Source organism: Hymenobacter ruricola (assembly GCF_015694525.1).
GTDB lineage: Bacteria > Bacteroidota > Bacteroidia > Cytophagales > Hymenobacteraceae > Hymenobacter > Hymenobacter ruricola.
Genome location: NZ_JADQDM010000003.1, coordinates 323,727 through 339,500, shown reverse-complemented (window position 1 = coordinate 339,500; position 15,774 = coordinate 323,727). Strand labels below are relative to the sequence as shown.

Below are 15,774 nucleotides of genomic sequence, written 5' to 3'. Positions count from 1 at the left end.
TTGGCCACCACCTTTTTCTTACTTCCATGACCCAAGAACAAGCCACCGACTTTGCCCACGACTGGGTAGAAAGCTGGAATGCCCACGACCTGGACCGCATCATGGCCCACTACGCCGACGAGCTGGACTTCCGCTCGCCGCTGATTCAGCAGCTCGGCGCGGGTGCCAGCGGCGCCCTGCACACCAAAGAAACCCTGCGCGCCTATTTTGCCACCGGTCTGGCCCGCTACCCGGACCTGCACTTTGCCTTGCAGCAGGTGCTGCCCGGCGTGCAGTCGGTGGTGCTCTACTACCGCAGCATCAACGGCTGGCCCGCCGCCGAATACATGGAGCTGAATGCCCAGGGCCGGGTGCAGCGGGTGCGGGCGCACTACGCGGCGCCGGTGACTGGTGCCTGATTGATGCCCCGGCCCACGCGAGGTTATCCTCCTTATTCCTGCTAATCTTTACCTGCCATGAACCCTGCGCTGCCCGTCGCTGCTCCGCTGCATAAGTACCAGGTGGTGGCCCACCACCTGGCGGCCCAGATTCGGGGCGGGGTGCTGCGCGCGGGCGACAAGCTGCCCTCGGTGCGGGTGCTGAGCCGGGAGCAGGGGCTGAGCGTGAGCACCATTTTGCAGGCCTACTACGCGCTGGAAGCCAGCGGGCTGGTGGAGGTGCGGGCGCAGTCGGGCTACTACGTGCGCCCGGCGGGCCGTCCCACCCCCGCCCTGCCCACGCCCACGCAGCCCGCCGCGCACCCGCCGGTGGCCGCCGCCTTCAGCGAGGCCGAGAACCTGATTGCCGAATACGCCGCCCACATGCACCGGCCGGACCTGCTGCCGCTCTCGCTCTCGGTGCCCGACCCGTCGGTGCTGCCCGTGGCGCGGCTGGCCGAGGCCGTGCGGCGCGCCCAGCAGCAGCTGCCGCAGGCCGGCACCCGCTACGAGCCCGTGCAGGGCAACCTGCTGCTGCGCCAGCAGATTGCCCGCTACAGCATGCTGTGGGGCGGACAGCTCACCGAACACGAGCTGGTGACCACCGAGGGCTGCATGGCGGCCATCTCCTTGTGCCTGCTGGCCCTCACCAAGCCCGGCGATACGCTGGCCGTGGAAAGCCCTACCTACCTGGGCGTGCTGCAGCTGGCCCGCGCTCTGGGCCGGCAGGTGCTGGAGCTGCCCACCCACCCCGAAACCGGCGTGGAGCTCGACGCGCTGGCCGGGCACCTGGCGGAGGGCCGTGTGCAGGTGTGCCTGTTCACGCCCAACTTCACCAACCCCATGGGCTGCTGCATGCCCGAGGCTCACAAGCGCCGGCTGGTGCAGCTGCTGGAGCGCTACCAGGTGCCACTCATTGAGGACGACCTCTACGGCGACCTGCATTTTGGGGCGCAACGGCCGAAGCCCTGCAAGGCGTTCGACACCAGCGGGCTGGTGCTCTGGTGCGGCTCGGTGAGCAAGACGCTGGCGCCCGGCTACCGGGTGGGCTGGGTGGCCCCGGGGCGCTACCTGGAGCAAATCAAGCGGCTGAAGCTCTACCAGCAGGTGGCTTCGCCGGGGCTCACGCACCAAGCCATTGGCTACCTGCTGGCCACCGGGCGCTACGAGCTGCACTTGCAGCGACTGCGGCGCTTTTTGCTCGACAACTACCGGCGCTACGCCCGGGCCATCGAGCAGCACTTTCCGGCCACCAAGGTCAGCCGGCCGCAGGGCGGTTTTCTGCTGTGGGTGGAGCTGCCGGCCGGGGTCGACGCCACGGCGCTGTTTCGGCGGGCGGCGCAGGCGGGCATCAGTCTGGCGCCGGGGCGCATGTTTACGCTGCATGAGCAGTACCACAATTGCTTCCGGCTCAGCTACGGGCTGCCTTTCGGCGAGGAAGTGGAGGCGGGCCTTGTGCGGCTGGGCGGGCTCGTGCGCGAGGCTATTGACTTGGCCCAAATGCCAGCGTAGCGCGGGCGGCACCATTCTTCAGCATTCGAAAACGTGGCCTTGTGGCCGCCTCACCAACCCCACCATCTCCGCATGAAACAACTCAAATGGTTTGAGCGCGAATTTTCACAATCGGCCGACCCGCGCCTGCTGCCTTCGCTGCTGGAGCGCCTGCTGGGCACCCCGGCCCGGCTGGAAGAAAAGCTGACCGGTATCAGCCCGGAATGGCTGACAACGTGGGTGGACGGCACGTGGACCATCCAGGAAAACGTGGGCCACCTGGCCGACCTGGAACCCTTGTGGCTGGGCCGGCTGGAGGACATCGTGAACGGTGAGGCAGAGCTGCGCCCCACCGACTTAAGCAATGAGGCCACGACCCTGGCGAACCACAACGCCACGCCGCCGCAAGTGCTGCTGCAAAGCTTCCGCCAGCAGCGGCTGCGCGCGGTGCAGCGCCTGCAGGAGGTGGACGACGCGGTGCTACACCGCTCGGCCTTGCACCCGCGCATGTGCACCCCCATGCGGCCGATGGACCTGTTTTTGTTCGTGGCCGAGCACGATGACCACCACCTGGCTCGCATCAGCGCGCTGGCCCGGCAACTGGCGGGCCAGCAGTCTGAACGTGCCGTTTCTTCCACCGCAGCCGCCACTTCGAATTTATGAGCCGCCTCTTCGCTACCAAACCGCTGGCCGTGCTCCTGGGCGAGGCCAACGCTTCCGGCCACGGCGCGCTCAAGCGCACCCTCGGCGCCGCCAACCTGACGGCACTGGGCGTGGGCGCCATTATTGGCTCCGGCCTGTTCATTCGCACGGCCAATGCCGTGTCGCAGGCCTCGGGGCCGGGCGTGACGCTGGCCTTTGTGCTGGCGGCGCTGGGCTGCGTGTTTGCGGGCCTGTGCTACGCCGAGTTCGCGGCCATGATTCCCATTGCCGGCTCGGCCTACACCTACGCCTACACCACCATGGGCGAGTTTGTGGCCTGGGTCATCGGCTGGGCCCTGATTATGGAATACGCACTGGGCGCGGCCACCGTCAGCATCGGCTGGAGCGAATACCTCAACAAGCTGCTGGAAGCTTTCGGGGTGCATATGCCCTACGCCTGGTGCCACTCCCCGCTGGAAAGCGCCGTGCTGGGCGGCGTGACGCAGCACGGGTTCATCAACCTGCCGGCGGTGCTGGTGGTCATCGCCCTGAGCTTGCTGCTGGTGAAGGGCACGCAGGAATCGGCGGTGTTCAACTCGGTGATGGTGGTGGTGAAGGTGGCCGTGGTGCTGCTTTTCATCGGGGTGGGCTGGCAGTTCATCAACCCCGCCAACCACACGCCCTACCTCATTCCCGAAAACGCCGCGCCGGTGCGCAACGCGGCGGGCGCGGTGGTGCGCGAGTATTCGGCCTGGAACAAGCACGGCATCGGCGGCATCCTGGGCGGCGCGGCCATTGTGTTCTTCGCCTTCATCGGCTTCGACGCCGTGAGCACGGCCGCGCAGGAAGCCAAGAACCCCAAGCGCGACATGCCCATCAGCATTCTGGGTTCCCTGGCCATCTGCACGGTGCTGTATGTGCTGTTCGGCCACGTGCTGACCGGCGTGGCCAACTGGCGCGAGTTTGCCGACCCTTCGCTGGGGGCCGAGGCCTCGGTGGCCTACGCCATCCGGGCGCACATGCCCGGCTACGGCTGGCTGGCCACGGCCGTGACGCTGGCCATTCTGCTGGGCTTTTCGTCGGTGGTGCTGGTGATGCTCATGGGCCAAAGCCGGGTGTTTTTCTCCATGGCCAAAGACGGGCTCATGCCCCAGGCCTTTGCCGAGCTGCACCCGCGCTACCGCACGCCCTACAAGTCCAACCTCGTGCTCATGGGTTTTGTGGGGGTGTTTGCTGCCTTCGTGCCGGGCTCACTGGCGGGCGATTTAACGTCTTTCGGCACGCTGCTGGCCTTTGTGCTGGTGAGCATCGGCGTGTGGCTCATGCGCCGCTCCCACCCCGGGCAGCCGCGGCCGTTTCGGGCGCCGCTGTCCTCGCCGCGCTTTCCGCTGGTGCCGGCCCTGGGCGCCGTGCTCTGCACCCTGCTGATTGTGGCCCTCGACGCCTTCACCCTGCAAGTGGCCGTGGTCTGGATGCTGCTGGGCTTTGCCGTGTACTTCCTGTACGGGCGCAAAAACTCCAAGCTGCAGCAGGGCATCGTGGTGATGCCGGAGGAGCTGGCCGAGCCGGCCAACGGCTAGCCTGCCACCGCTTCGAAACAAGCTTTTCATTCTAGCCCGCGGCTTTTGCTGCTCGTTTCCTCATGCCCAAGCCCTTGCCTCTGGCCCTGCGCGGCCTGCGCTTTTTCTACCGGTTTCTGAGCCCCGTGCTGCCGGGGCTGGGCGTGCGCCTGCTGTGGCGCGTGTTCCGGCCGCGCCGCCGGCAGCTGCGGGCCGGGCCGGTGCAGTTTCTGGCTGGGGCCGAGCTGTTTTTCTTCGCCAGCACGGGCGCGCTCACCGGCGTTTCTCTCCGGCTGCAGGGCTACCGCTGGGGCAACGGCCCGCGCACGGTGCTGCTGGTGCACGGCTGGGAAGGCAGCCCCACCGACTTCCGCGACCTGGTGCCCGCGCTGCTGCACCGGGGCTACACCGTGGTGGCCTTCGACATGCCGGCCCACGGCCGCTCCGAAGGCCTGGAAACCAACCTCGTGGAAATGCGGCAGGCCCTGCTTGACTACACCCGCTCCGCCGGACTGCCCTTTGCCATCATAGCCCATTCCATGGGCGGCATTGCAGCGGCTTTGCTGTTAACTGATTCCAGCACGAGCGTGGAGAAATTCGCCTTTGTGGCCAGCCCGCTCTCGGCCCAGGCCAGCTTCGACGTCGCTTTTACTCCGCTGCGAGTGCCCCCGGCCATACGCCGCCGCTTCTACCAGCGCCTGGCCCGGCACCTGCGGCAGCCCGTGGAAAGCATTGCTCTTCCCCCGGCCAACCAGCTCCACGCCGGGCACCTGCTGGGGGTGTACGACGCCACCGACGAGCAAGTCACCTTCGACGCGGTGCAGCGCTATCTCGCCGCCAACCCTGCCATTGCGCAGTACGAAGTCCGGGGCGTGGGCCACACCCGCATCCTGCGGCACCCGCCCGTGGTGCAGCGCCTCATCGGCTTCCTCGCTGCTGAGGTTGAAGCCGGCGCCTGAAGGCTCCTGGCCAGTCAAACAGCACAAAATACCTTCTCTCCTGCCCCGCCATGCCTGCTACTGCTGATTCCCCGGTTCGCCGCAGCGGCCCGCTCGCGCCCGGCCCGGTACCGGTTTCGGCCGGCGCCGTGGCACTGGCCTTTGCGGCCATCTACCTGATTTGGGGCTCGACGTATTTCGCGGCGCTGGTGGCGCTGGAAACGCTGCCGCCCTACCTGATGATGGCCACGCGCCTGCTGGTGGCCGGCACCTTGCTGGCGGGCCTGAGCCGGCTGCGGGGCCACCCCGCCGTGCGGCGGACCGGGTGGCCCCGCAACGCCGCCTGCGGCATCCTGATTCTGGGGCTGGGCAGCAGCTCCACGGTGTGGGCCGAGCAGGTGCTGCCCAGCAGCCTCGCCGCCATCCTGGCCACCACGGTGCCGCTGTGGCTGGCCGTCCTCGACTGGCCGCGCTGGGCGCAGTACCGCCGCGAAAAGCGGCGGCTGCTGGGCCTGCTGCTGGGCAGCCTGGGCGTGGTGGGCCTGTTCGGCGAGCAACTGACGGCCCCGGCCACGCGGGCGCCCGGCCCGGGGTACTGGCTGGCGGTGGGCGCCATCGGGGCGGGCAGCCTGGGCACGGCGGCCGGGTCGCTGCTGACGCGCTACCGGGCCGCGCCAGGGCCGGCGCTGCCGAACGCGGCGCAGCAGCTCCTGGCGGCGGGGCTGTTTTGTGGACTGGTGGGCACCGCGGCGGGCGAATGGGCGCGCGTGGCGCCGGCCCAGATGAGCGGCCGGAGCCTGTGGGCGCTGGGCTACCTGGTCGTGTTTGGTTCGGGCGTGGCCTATTTGGCCTACCTGTGGCTGTTGCAGGTGCGGCCGCCCGCCGTGGTGGGCACCTACGCCTACGTCAACCCCGTGGTGGCCGTGCTGCTCGGGGCCGGACTGGCCCACGAGGTTATCAGCGTCCAGCAAGGGCTGGCCCTGGTGGCGATACTCGGCGGCGTATGGCTCATCAACCGCCCCACGCGGCAGCCGGAAACGCTTTCGCCCTAACTCGTTTTGGCCCCGGAAACCTCCTGTTTTTCTCTCACCTCTAAACCGCTTTTCTTATGGCTCCGGACTACCTTACCAGCGTCAGAAAACAATTCGAGTACTACAAGCTGCTCGGCGAAAAGACCTTTGCTCAGCTGCCCGACGAAGCCCTGTTCTGGCAGTACAACGCCGAGAGCAACAGCATTGCCGTCATCGTGCAGCACCTGTGGGGCAACATGCTCTCGCGCTGGACCGATTTCCTCACCTCCGACGGCGAGAAGCCGTGGCGCAACCGCGACGCGGAATTTGAAACCGGCATTCAGACCCGGGCCGACCTGCTGGCCCAGTGGGAAGCCGGCTGGGCCTGCCTCTTCGCCGCCCTCGATTCCGTCACGGAGGCCCACCAGGACACGACGGTGTACATCCGCAACCAGGGCCACACCATCACCGAAGCCGTCAACCGGCAGCTGGCGCACTACCCCTACCACGTGGGCCAAATCGTGTTCATCGGCAAGATGGCGCTGGACGGACAATGGCAGTCGCTCTCCATTCCGCGGGGCCATTCGCAGGCCTACAACGCCGGGAAGTTTGCCCAGCCCCAGCACAAGGCGCACTTCACTGACGAGTATTTGCAGGGCAATAAACCTTCTGCGGCCTGAGCCGGAAGGCCGCGCCGCCGGCCGCCTCGTGCCGGACGGTCAAGAGTATTTCCCATCTGTTTAAAGCGCATTTCTCTACGTCCATGCCCACCACCGATGCAACCGACGAACGCGGGCCCGTGACCCGCCCGGAGCCAGCCAACCGCCCCGAAACCCAACCCGACGCCCCCGCCGCGGCGCAGGTCCGCATCCTGACGTACCAGCCGCCGTACGCGGCGGATTTCAAGCGCCTGAATGTGGAGTGGATTGAGAAGGATTTTGTGCTCGAAGCCCACGACCTGGAGATGCTCGACCACCCCGAAGAATACGTGCTGCAGCGGGGCGGCCAAATCCTGCTGGCTGAGTACCAAGGCCAAATTGTGGGCGCCTGCGCGCTGCTGCGCATGGACGCGGACACCCTGGAACTGGCCAAAATGGCCGTATCGGCGGCCGCGCAGGGGCTGGGCATCGGCCGCCGCCTGGCCCAGGCCGCCCTCGACACCGCCCGTAGTATGGGCGCGCGGCGCGTGTACCTGGAAAGCAACACCCGGCTCACCGCGGCCATCCAGCTTTACTACAAGCTGGGTTTCCAACGCATCGAGCCCGACCGGCCCTCGCCCTACGAGCGGGTCAACATTCACATGGAGCTGCTGCTGGCGGAAGCAGAAGCACAGGCCCTTTAAACTCAACCATCAATGGAAATACGCACCGTTGCCTCGTTTCTGGACTATCGCGCCAACATCCGCCAGCGCACCGACCGGGTGGTGGCGTTGGTGCCCCCGGACCAGCTGGACTGGCGCGGCCGGCCGGGCAGCTTTTCCCTGGGCGAAACCGTGCGCCACATCGCGGCCATCGAGCGCTACCTGTACGCCGAAGTAGCGGCCGGGCGGCCGAGTGCTTACGCCGGCTGCGGCCCGGACCTGGCCGACGGGCCAGCGGAAGCGCTGGACTACTACCAGCGGCTGCGGGCAGAATCAGCCGCCATTTTCAGCAGCCTGACCGACGACGACCTGCAGCAGAAGCGCCGCACGCCCGGCAACGGGCAGATTACGCTGTGGAAATGGCTCCGGGCCCTTTTAGAGCACGAAATTCACCACCGCGGGCAGTTGTACGTCTACCTGGGCCTGGTGGGCGTGCCCACGCCTCCCCTCTTTGGCCTTACGTCTGAGGAAGTAATTGGCCTGAGCCGCCCCGGTGGCTGAGGCACCGCCGGGGCGGCTGCGTTTCTACAACAAGACAATTCAAGCCAACTCAGGCTTTCTCTTTCAGACCACTCATCATGAATTTTACAACAGAAACCACCGAACTCGCCGTCGTTGGCCTGGGAGGCGTCGGGGGTTATTTTGGCTTCAAGCTGGCGCAGTACCACGCCGGCGCGGCGGCGGTGTGGGTCACGTTCGTTGCCCGGGGCGCCACCCACGCGGCCGTGCGCACGCACGGGCTGACGCTGCTTTCGCCCGAGCACGCGGAGCCCGTCGTGCACCCGGCGCGGCTGGTGGCAACGGTGGCCGAACTCGGCAAGGTGGACCTATTGCTGCTGTGCACCAAGGAGTACGACCTGGAGGACCTCTGCCGCCAGCTGCAACCTGTGCTGCCCGCGGGCAGCGTGGTGCTGCCGCTGATGAACGGGGTGGACATCTACGAGCGCATCCGCCGGTGGCTACCGCAGGCCATTGTTTTGCCGGCCTGCGTGTACGTGGCCTCCCACCTGAAGGAGAGCGGCGTGGTGGAGCACCGCGGCAACCCCGGCCGCATCATCGTTGGGCAGGACCCGCAGTTCCCGTCGTTCGACCCCACCCCGCTGCTGCGCTCCCTCACCGCCGCGGGCATTGCCCTGGAGTACCAGGCCGATGTTTTTCCCGCCATCTGGACCAAGTTTTTCTTCATCGCCAGCTTCGGCCTGGTGTCGGCTCGCTACAACCGCTCCATCGGCCAGGTCAACGAAGACCCGGCCCTGCACGCCCGGGCCCGGCACCTGATGCAGGAAATTGAGGCCATTGCCCGCGCCAAAGGCATTGACCTGCCGGCCGACATCATCGCGCGCACGTTTCAAAAAGCCGCGACCTTTCCCTACCCCACCCCCACGTCGCTGCAGCTGGACGTGCACGCGGGCCGGCCCCGCACCGAGCTTGAGCTGTTTGCCGGGGCCATTCTCACTTATGGCGAAGCCCTGGCCCTGCCGGTACCGGAGACCCGGAGGATATACCGGGAAATTCAGGCGCTGGCCTCCTCCGATGGTCAGTGACGTACTCTTGCCCCGTGAGGCAATCAGGCAATCAGGCAAACCCTTTCCCGCAATGAACTCTCGTTGCATTTTGACCAGCCCGGCGCTCCATTTCGAGCGAGCGCAAGGTTGAGGGAAGGCAGCGGGTCTGAACAAAAACCTGGAGCTATTTGGAGATATCCAGAATAGTTGGAGGCTGTGTTTCTTGCTAATCGTGGCAGCTCGGCCCTTTCTGGCTGCGAAAGTGCCCGCGTGAGTGCGCAGGAGGGCGGCAAGGCGGGTGCGGAACGCCCGCCGTCGGATTGGCACGGTTCTATGATTGCGAGAGCGGTGAATTAGCAAGTTCGAGGTGAAAGCCGGGCCAGCGCCGCGCGCAGTTTGAGCAGAGCAGCAATAATTTGTATATTTCCTACTGCTGGTCGCTTGCGGCCCCGGCACCATGAAAATTTCCTAACCGCTCGCCGCCTCATGCCTCAGCCCTCCCCCGCTGCCCCCGCCGACGCCAGCCCCTGCGCGGTGCTAATTGTGGAGGACGAGTACGTCATTGCCAACGACTTGCGCCTGCTGCTGCTGGAAGCGGGCTATGAGGTGCTGGGCATCGCCGATTCGGTGGCGGAGGCCCGGCTGCTGCTGGCCCGGCAGCGGCCCGACATCGTGCTGCTCGACATCTTCCTCAAGGGCTCGGAAACGGGCCTCGACCTGGCCGCGCTGCTCGAAGAAGCGGGCGTCCCGTTCATTTACATTTCGGCCAACGACAGCCCCAGCGTGCTCGACGCCGTGAAGGCCACCCAGCCCAGCGGCTACATCGTGAAGCCTTTTCGGGAAAAGGACGTGCTCACGGCCCTCGAAATCGGGCGCTACCGCCACGCGCACGGCGTGGAAGTGCAGCTGCGCAAGGAAAAAAGCCTGCAAATTGCCCTCACCGAAACCCTGGCCCAGGCCCGCCCCTGGCCCGATAAGCTGCTGCAGGCGGCTGGCCTGTTGCAGGAGGCCATCAGTTTCGATTTGATGGCCGTGCGCTACGAGCACGGCAGCGAAAGCTTCACGTACCGCTACTACCGCACCGGGTTCGACGAGTACCAGGCCCTGGACCAGGAGGCCTTTCTGCGGCTCATCAACCTGCCGGCGGCGCACCTGCCTCAGCTGCGGGAGCTGGACCAGAAATTCTACGATTTCCCAAGGTGCTACGGCCACGAGGCCTACGCGGCGCTGTGCCGGCAACACCCGCTGCTGCAAGGCATTGCCAAAAGCCTGCGCATGGCCGCGGCCCTGGTCATGCCCGTGGTGGTGGGGCCGCAGCACCGCTTTATGCTGACGTTTTTCAGCCGGCAGCCCGACGCCTACCGGGCCCGGCACCTGGCCCTGCTCGACCGCCTGGAGCAGCCCGTGGCCCTGACCCTGGAGCGCGTCCTGGCCTTCGAGGAAGTGGCCCGGCTGAGCGAACGGCTGCGGCAGGAAAATTCCTACCTGCAGGACGAGGTGAAAACCACGGCCAACTTCGAGGAAATCATCGGCAGCAGCCCGGCCCTGCTGCGGGTGTTCAACCAGGTTTCGCAGGTGGCCCCCACCGATTCGACGGTGCTGATTCTGGGCGAGAGCGGCACGGGCAAGGAGCTGGTGGCGCGGGCCATCCACAACCGCTCGGGCCGGCGCGCCCAGCTTCTGGTGAAGCTGAACTGCGCGGCGCTGCCGGCCACGCTGATAGAGTCGGAGCTGTTTGGGCACGAGAAGGGCGCCTTCACAGGCGCGCACGACCGGCGCATCGGCAAGTTTGAGCTGGCCCGGGGCGGCACCATCTTCCTCGACGAAATCGGCGAGCTGCCGCTGGAGCTGCAAGCCAAGCTGCTGCGGGTGCTGCAGGAAAAAGAGATTGAGCGGCTGGGCAGCAACACGCCCATCAAAACCGACGTGCGGGTGCTGGTGGCCACCAACCGCGAGCTGGAAAAGGAGGTGAGCGCCGGCCGCTTCCGCATGGATTTGTACTTCCGGCTGGCCGTGTTTCCGCTCACGCTGCCGCCCCTGCGCGAGCGCCTGGCCGACATCCCGGCCCTGGCCACCTACTTTGCCCAAAAGGCGGCCCGCAACATCGGCCGGCCTTTCCGGGGCCTGGCGCCCGAGGCGCTGGCCGAGCTGCAGGCTTACGCGTGGCCCGGCAACATCCGGGAGCTGGAAAACATTATCGAACAATCGGTTATCGTGGGCGACGGGCAGCGGCCGCTGGTGCTGGGCCGCTCGCTCGCCAGCGCCTTGTTTCAGCCAGCGCCACCGCCGGCCCAGGCGGCCGGCAGCGGCCCCCGGCCGGCCCAGCCCCCGAAGGACCTGCTCGACGTGAAGCAGCTGCAGCTGGAAACCGAGCGCGAGTACATCTTGGGCGTGCTGGTGAAAACCAACGGCCGGGTGCGGGGCAGCGGCGGCGCCGCCGAGCTGCTGAACCTCAAGCCCACCACCCTGGAATACCGCATGGAAAAGCTGGGCATCCGCAAAAGCATCACCGCGGCTGGGCCGGAGGCGTGAGCAATGCGCTGCCCGAAACCACCCGGTGCCACCACTGCCCGCCTATGAACCGTGCTGCTGCTTTTCTGGCCCTCTTGGCGTTGCTGCTGGCCGGGCCGGTGCGCGCCGAGCCGCTGTATCCCTTGCTCCGGCCGGCCCAGGCCGACAGCCTGCGGCGGCAGCTGTGGCGGACGCCCCCCAACGCAACCCGCCTGGCGCTCCTGCTGGCGCTGAGCCAGGACCTGACCGCTAAAAACCGGGGCTTTGGCGCGCCGCTGGACAGTGCGTTGCTGTACGGCCAGCAGGCGCTGGCCCTGAGCCAGCGGCGGCGGGATGCGCGCGCCCAAATCGGCAGTTGGTACGCGCTGGGCAATTATTGGCTGGCCTGCGGCCAGGCGGCCCGGGGCGCCCGGCTGCTGGCTCAGGGGCTGGCCGCCAGCACCCGGCACCACTACCGGCGCCTGGCCGCCGACGGCAGCTATTACCTGAGCGAAACCTACTCGTCTTCGGCGGCCGACATTCCGCGCCGCATCGGCGGCCTGCAACGGGCCATGGGCCTGTACGAAGCCGTGCACGACGGCGCGCGGGCGGCCTACGCGCTCAAAACCATTGCCGACCTGCACATGCAGCAGGGCCAGGAAGGCCTGGCGCGGGCCGAGCTGCTGCAAGTGCTGGCCCGCTACCGGGCCGTTGGCTACCGCCGCCTGCACTACACCCACGACCTGCTGGGCGTGGCCAATGCCCGGCTCGGCGACTACAACGAGGCCCTGCGCTACGGGCTGGCCTCGATTGAAAGCGCGCGGGCCACCGCCGACACCGCCAACCTGAACCTGTTTTATTACCGGGTGGGCAACACCTATTTTATTCTGCATCAGTTTGATGACGCCCTAACTTACTACAACAGCGCCCGCCGCCGCGCCGAGCGGGCCCGCGACGCCGGCGAGGTCATCAACGCCATCACGCTGATTACCGAGGTGCTGATTGCGCAGCACCGCACGCAGGATGCCCTCAATCTGGCCCGGGAGGCCCTCCGGCAGTACCCGCTCCACGACCGCCCCGCGCTCGATTCGCTGAACCTGCTGTCGATTTGCTACCTGGCCAACAAGCAGTTCGGGCCCGCGGAAAAGCATGCCTTGCAACTAATCAGCGTGCTGGAGGCCAACACCACTCTGGCCGACCGCCGCGTGCTGCTGCTGACGGCCTACCTGCGGGCCGGCCAGCTCTACCTGGCCGTGAGGCGCTACGACCGCGCCCGCCGCTACGCCACCAAAGCCTGGGCCATGCGGGCGGAGGTCTCGCTGAAGAAGAAGGCCGACATGCGCCTGCTGCTGTTCAAGGTCGACTCGGCGCAGGGCAACTTCCTGGCCGCCATTGCGCAGCAGCAACACTACCAGCTGCTGCGCGACTCCATCTTCAACGAGCGCAAAAGCCGGCAGATTGCCAGCCTGCAAATTCAGTACGACACCCAGAAAAAAGAGCAGGACATGGCCCTGCTCACCAAGCAGAACCTCGTGCAGCGCGCCAACCTCCGGCAGCGCGAAACGCAGCGCAACGCCTCGCTGGTGGGGGCCGTGCTGCTGGCGCTGGTGCTGGGCCTGGGCTACAACCGCTACCGCCTCAGGCAGCACAGCAACCGGCTGCTGGAATCCCAGCGCCAGGAAATTTTTGTGCAGAACCAAGCCCTGGAAAAAGTGCTGACGGAAAAAAGCGGCCTGCTGGAAGAGAAGGAATGGATGCTGAAAGAAATTCACCACCGGGTGAAAAACAACCTCCAAATCATCGGCAGCCTGCTGCGCTCCCAGGCCGTGTACCTGAAAGACGGCCCGGCGCTGGCCGCCGTGCGCGAGGGCCGCAACCGGGTGCATTCCATGGCCCTCATCCACCAGAAGCTGTACCAAAGCAACCAGCTGACGGGGGTGCCCATGCACGCCTACGTGCAGGAAATCGTGGAGCACCTGCTGGCCTCCTTCGACTGCGAAGGGCGGGTGCAAACCGCGCTGGCCGTGGCGGCCGTGGAGCTGGACGTGGCCCTGGCCGTGCCCCTGGGCCTGATTTTGAACGAAGCCATCACCAACACCCTCAAGTATGCCTTTCCCGCGGGGCGGAGCGGGCGGCTCAGCATCGGACTGGAAGCGCCGGCCCCGGGCCATTACCGGCTCAGCATCGGCGACGACGGGGTGGGCCTGCCGGCCGATTTTGAGCCCCAGCAGTCCCGCACCCTGGGCCTGGAGCTCATCCGGGGCCTGAGCAAGCAGATTGGGGCGCGCCTGGAAGTGACGAGTGCCCACGGCGTGCAGATTAGGCTGGAATTTGACCAGTTGGTGCTGGCGCCGCGGGGCTAGCGGCCGACCGTTCAGTAAGGGCAGGGAATAAAGCGCGGGGCTTCACGCTCGCTCGCGCCGGTGAATGCCGCGCCCCTACGGAATATTCTGGAGACGTTTGGATTACTCCGAAAAAACCAGACTTATACGGGAGCGCATCAGGCAATTCAATTTATGCATAATTTATTATAAATCAATTGCTTAATTCTAATTACCAGCACATAGAAAGCACTCTGGGGAGGTGGCATGATTTTGCAAACGGCTGGGGGACGAACTCACACGCAGTGAGTCGCTCACCTTCGTTTTTGCCCCATGCAAACTTCTCCTTCCCGAACCATTGTGTTCATTACCGGCGCCTTCGTCAGCAGCACGTGCTGGAATCAGTGGAAAGCCTTTTTTGAAGAGCACGGCTACACCTGCCTGGTGCCGGCCTGGCCCTTCAAGGATGCCCCCGTGCTCACCCTGCGCAACCGCCAGCCCGACTCGCGTGTGGCGTCCGTCCGTCTGGCGCAGCTCACCGAGTACTTCGCCGACCTCGTGGCCCGGCTGCCCGAGAAGCCCATTCTGATTGGGCATTCCATGGGCGGGCTGCTCACGCAGCTGCTGCTGCAGCGCGAGTTGGCCGCGGCGGGCGTGGCCATCCACTCGGTGGCGCCGCAAGGCGTCATCACCTTCAAATGGTCGTTTTACCGCTCGGTGTGGGGGCCGCTGGGCTACTTCACGCCCGTGGAGGAGAGCTTCCTGATGTCGTTTAAGCAGTGGCGGTACGCTTTCGTCAACGGCATGACCCCGGCCGAGCAGCGGGCCGCCTACCGCGACTTTGCCGTGCCCGAATCGAAGCACGTCTCGCGCGACGGCCTGACTGCGGCGGCCAAAGTCGACTTCGCCAAGCCCCACGCGCCGCTGCTGTTTCTGGCCGGCAGCACCGACCACATCATCCCGGCCTCGCTGAACTACTCGAACTACAAGCGCTACAAGCACGCGGGCTCCGTGACGGCCTACCGCGAGCTGCCCGGCCGCAACCACTTCGTGCTGGGCCAGCCCGGCTGGCGTGAAGACGCCTTGTGCGTGCTGGCCTGGCTGGCCCAGCTGGTCGAGGTCGAACCCACAACCAAGAGCCGGACCATAGAACTGGTGAGCCAGAGCAACTAGCGAGAAATCCTCCATTCCACCCCAATACGTTTATGAAAACTTTCCGCCTTGCCACCTTGCTGGTGGCCGTGCTCCTGTGTGCCCTGGCGGCCTGCTCCGACCAGAAACCCGCCCCCGAAATCCCGCCCACCACCTTTGTGCTGGTGCACGGGGCCTGGCAGGCGCCCTACGTTTGGCAGCCGGTGCAGCAGCGCCTGGAACAGCAGCACCACAAGGTGATTGTGGTGGAGCTGCCCGGCCACGGCAGCGACCTCACGCCGCCCCAGGCCCTGACCCTCAACGCGTACCGCGACAAAGTGGTGGCCGCCATCCGGGCCCAGCCCAATAACGTGGTTCTGGTGGGGCACAGCCTGGGCGGCATGGTGGTGACGGCCGTGGCCGAAAGCATTCCGGCCCGCATCACGAAGCTGGTGTACGTCGGGGCCTTTTTGCCGGCCAACGGGCAGTCGCTGCTGGCCCTGGCCGCCACCGACAGCACCTCGCAGCTGGGCGCGGCGCTGGTGCCCTCGGCCGACCAGCTGACGCTGGACATCCGGCCCGACCGGCTGGTGCCCGTCTTCATTCAGGATGGCAGCCCCGCGGCCCAACAGCTGGTGGCGGGTAACTACCGGGCCGAGCCGGCCATTCCCTTCACCAATCCGGTGACGGTGACGGCGGCCAATTTCGGGCGGGTCGACAAGTACTACGTGCACACCGCCCTCGACAACGCCGTGGGCCTGCGCCTGCAGCAGCGTATGGCCGCGGCGGCGGGCATCGCCAAAACCTACACGCTCCGCAGCAGCCACTGCCCCTTTCTGGCGGTGCCCGACCAGCTGAGCGAAGTGCTGCTGGCGCTGGCCCGCTAAGGGGCCGCGGCCACTCATTCATCG

Annotated in this window: 14 protein-coding genes; all 14 read left to right on the top strand. The window is 66.5% G+C overall.

Features of this window, described 5'->3' with window-relative positions:
- Nucleotides 1–26: 26 nt before the first annotated feature.
- Entirely contained in the window at nucleotides 27–398 is a 372-nt protein-coding gene (locus I2H31_RS09320) for a nuclear transport factor 2 family protein (RefSeq protein ID WP_196292751.1), read from the top strand.
- Nucleotides 399–455: 57 nt separating this feature from the next.
- Nucleotides 456–1,928, top strand: coding sequence for an aminotransferase-like domain-containing protein (locus I2H31_RS09315; protein ID WP_196292750.1), 1,473 nt, complete (start codon nucleotides 456–458; stop codon nucleotides 1,926–1,928).
- Between the two features lie 72 nt (nucleotides 1,929–2,000).
- Complete coding sequence (locus I2H31_RS09310) at nucleotides 2,001–2,570, top strand: DinB family protein (RefSeq protein ID WP_196292749.1); 570 nt, start codon at nucleotides 2,001–2,003, stop codon at nucleotides 2,568–2,570.
- Nucleotides 2,567–4,129, top strand: a complete 1,563-nt coding sequence (locus I2H31_RS09305; RefSeq protein ID WP_196292748.1) for an amino acid permease — start codon at nucleotides 2,567–2,569, stop codon at nucleotides 4,127–4,129. Before I2H31_RS09310 ends, I2H31_RS09305 begins: the two co-directional genes overlap by 4 nt.
- Before the next feature lie 62 nt (nucleotides 4,130–4,191).
- Nucleotides 4,192–5,067, top strand: a complete 876-nt coding sequence (locus I2H31_RS09300) for an alpha/beta hydrolase (protein ID WP_196292747.1) — start codon at nucleotides 4,192–4,194, stop codon at nucleotides 5,065–5,067.
- Nucleotides 5,068–5,117: 50 nt separating this feature from the next.
- Nucleotides 5,118–6,098: an EamA family transporter gene (locus tag I2H31_RS09295; RefSeq protein ID WP_196292746.1), complete on the top strand. Its 981-nt coding sequence runs from the start codon at nucleotides 5,118–5,120 to the stop codon at nucleotides 6,096–6,098.
- A 56-nt stretch (nucleotides 6,099–6,154) separates the two neighbouring features.
- Complete coding sequence (locus I2H31_RS09290; RefSeq protein ID WP_196292745.1) at nucleotides 6,155–6,736, top strand: DUF1572 domain-containing protein; 582 nt, start codon at nucleotides 6,155–6,157, stop codon at nucleotides 6,734–6,736.
- 83 nt (nucleotides 6,737–6,819) lie between these two features.
- Nucleotides 6,820–7,398, top strand: a complete 579-nt coding sequence (locus I2H31_RS09285; protein ID WP_196292744.1) for a GNAT family N-acetyltransferase — start codon at nucleotides 6,820–6,822, stop codon at nucleotides 7,396–7,398.
- Nucleotides 7,399–7,410: 12 nt separating this feature from the next.
- Nucleotides 7,411–7,917, top strand: coding sequence for a DinB family protein (locus I2H31_RS09280; RefSeq protein WP_196292743.1), 507 nt, complete (start codon nucleotides 7,411–7,413; stop codon nucleotides 7,915–7,917).
- A gap of 77 nt (nucleotides 7,918–7,994) precedes the next feature.
- Nucleotides 7,995–8,960, top strand: coding sequence for a ketopantoate reductase family protein (locus I2H31_RS09275; RefSeq protein ID WP_196292742.1), 966 nt, complete (start codon nucleotides 7,995–7,997; stop codon nucleotides 8,958–8,960).
- Nucleotides 8,961–9,407: 447 nt separating this feature from the next.
- Entirely contained in the window at nucleotides 9,408–11,453 is a 2,046-nt protein-coding gene (locus I2H31_RS09270) for a sigma 54-interacting transcriptional regulator (protein ID WP_230687618.1), read from the top strand.
- A gap of 44 nt (nucleotides 11,454–11,497) precedes the next feature.
- Nucleotides 11,498–13,774: a sensor histidine kinase gene (locus I2H31_RS09265; protein ID WP_196292741.1), complete on the top strand. Its 2,277-nt coding sequence runs from the start codon at nucleotides 11,498–11,500 to the stop codon at nucleotides 13,772–13,774.
- Between the two features lie 291 nt (nucleotides 13,775–14,065).
- The gene (locus I2H31_RS09260; protein ID WP_196292740.1) at nucleotides 14,066–14,905 is read left to right on the top strand and encodes an alpha/beta hydrolase; all 840 of its coding nucleotides are present in this window, start codon (nucleotides 14,066–14,068) and stop codon (nucleotides 14,903–14,905) included.
- Between the two features lie 32 nt (nucleotides 14,906–14,937).
- A complete protein-coding gene (locus tag I2H31_RS09255) occupies nucleotides 14,938–15,750 on the top strand; it encodes an alpha/beta fold hydrolase (RefSeq protein WP_196292739.1) in 813 nt (270 codons plus the stop codon).
- Nucleotides 15,751–15,774: the final 24 nt, after the last annotated feature.

Excerpts from the sequence above, each read along its gene's own strand:
- I2H31_RS09290 (WP_196292745.1), top strand. The coding sequence starts at position 6,155 with ATGGCTCCGGACTACCTTACCAGCGTCAGAAAACAATTCGAGTACTAC.
- I2H31_RS09255 (WP_196292739.1), top strand. The coding sequence starts at position 14,938 with ATGAAAACTTTCCGCCTTGCCACCTTGCTGGTGGCCGTGCTCCTGTGT.
- I2H31_RS09280 (WP_196292743.1), top strand. The coding sequence starts at position 7,411 with ATGGAAATACGCACCGTTGCCTCGTTTCTGGACTATCGCGCCAACATC.
- I2H31_RS09300 (WP_196292747.1), top strand. The coding sequence starts at position 4,192 with ATGCCCAAGCCCTTGCCTCTGGCCCTGCGCGGCCTGCGCTTTTTCTAC.
- I2H31_RS09260 (WP_196292740.1), top strand. The coding sequence starts at position 14,066 with ATGCAAACTTCTCCTTCCCGAACCATTGTGTTCATTACCGGCGCCTTC.
- I2H31_RS09270 (WP_230687618.1), top strand. The coding sequence starts at position 9,408 with ATGCCTCAGCCCTCCCCCGCTGCCCCCGCCGACGCCAGCCCCTGCGCG.
- I2H31_RS09320 (WP_196292751.1), top strand. The coding sequence starts at position 27 with ATGACCCAAGAACAAGCCACCGACTTTGCCCACGACTGGGTAGAAAGC.
- I2H31_RS09285 (WP_196292744.1), top strand. The coding sequence starts at position 6,820 with ATGCCCACCACCGATGCAACCGACGAACGCGGGCCCGTGACCCGCCCG.
- I2H31_RS09315 (WP_196292750.1), top strand. The coding sequence starts at position 456 with ATGAACCCTGCGCTGCCCGTCGCTGCTCCGCTGCATAAGTACCAGGTG.
- I2H31_RS09275 (WP_196292742.1), top strand. The coding sequence starts at position 7,995 with ATGAATTTTACAACAGAAACCACCGAACTCGCCGTCGTTGGCCTGGGA.
- I2H31_RS09310 (WP_196292749.1), top strand. The coding sequence starts at position 2,001 with ATGAAACAACTCAAATGGTTTGAGCGCGAATTTTCACAATCGGCCGAC.
- I2H31_RS09305 (WP_196292748.1), top strand. The coding sequence starts at position 2,567 with ATGAGCCGCCTCTTCGCTACCAAACCGCTGGCCGTGCTCCTGGGCGAG.
- I2H31_RS09295 (WP_196292746.1), top strand. The coding sequence starts at position 5,118 with ATGCCTGCTACTGCTGATTCCCCGGTTCGCCGCAGCGGCCCGCTCGCG.
- I2H31_RS09265 (WP_196292741.1), top strand. The coding sequence starts at position 11,498 with ATGAACCGTGCTGCTGCTTTTCTGGCCCTCTTGGCGTTGCTGCTGGCC.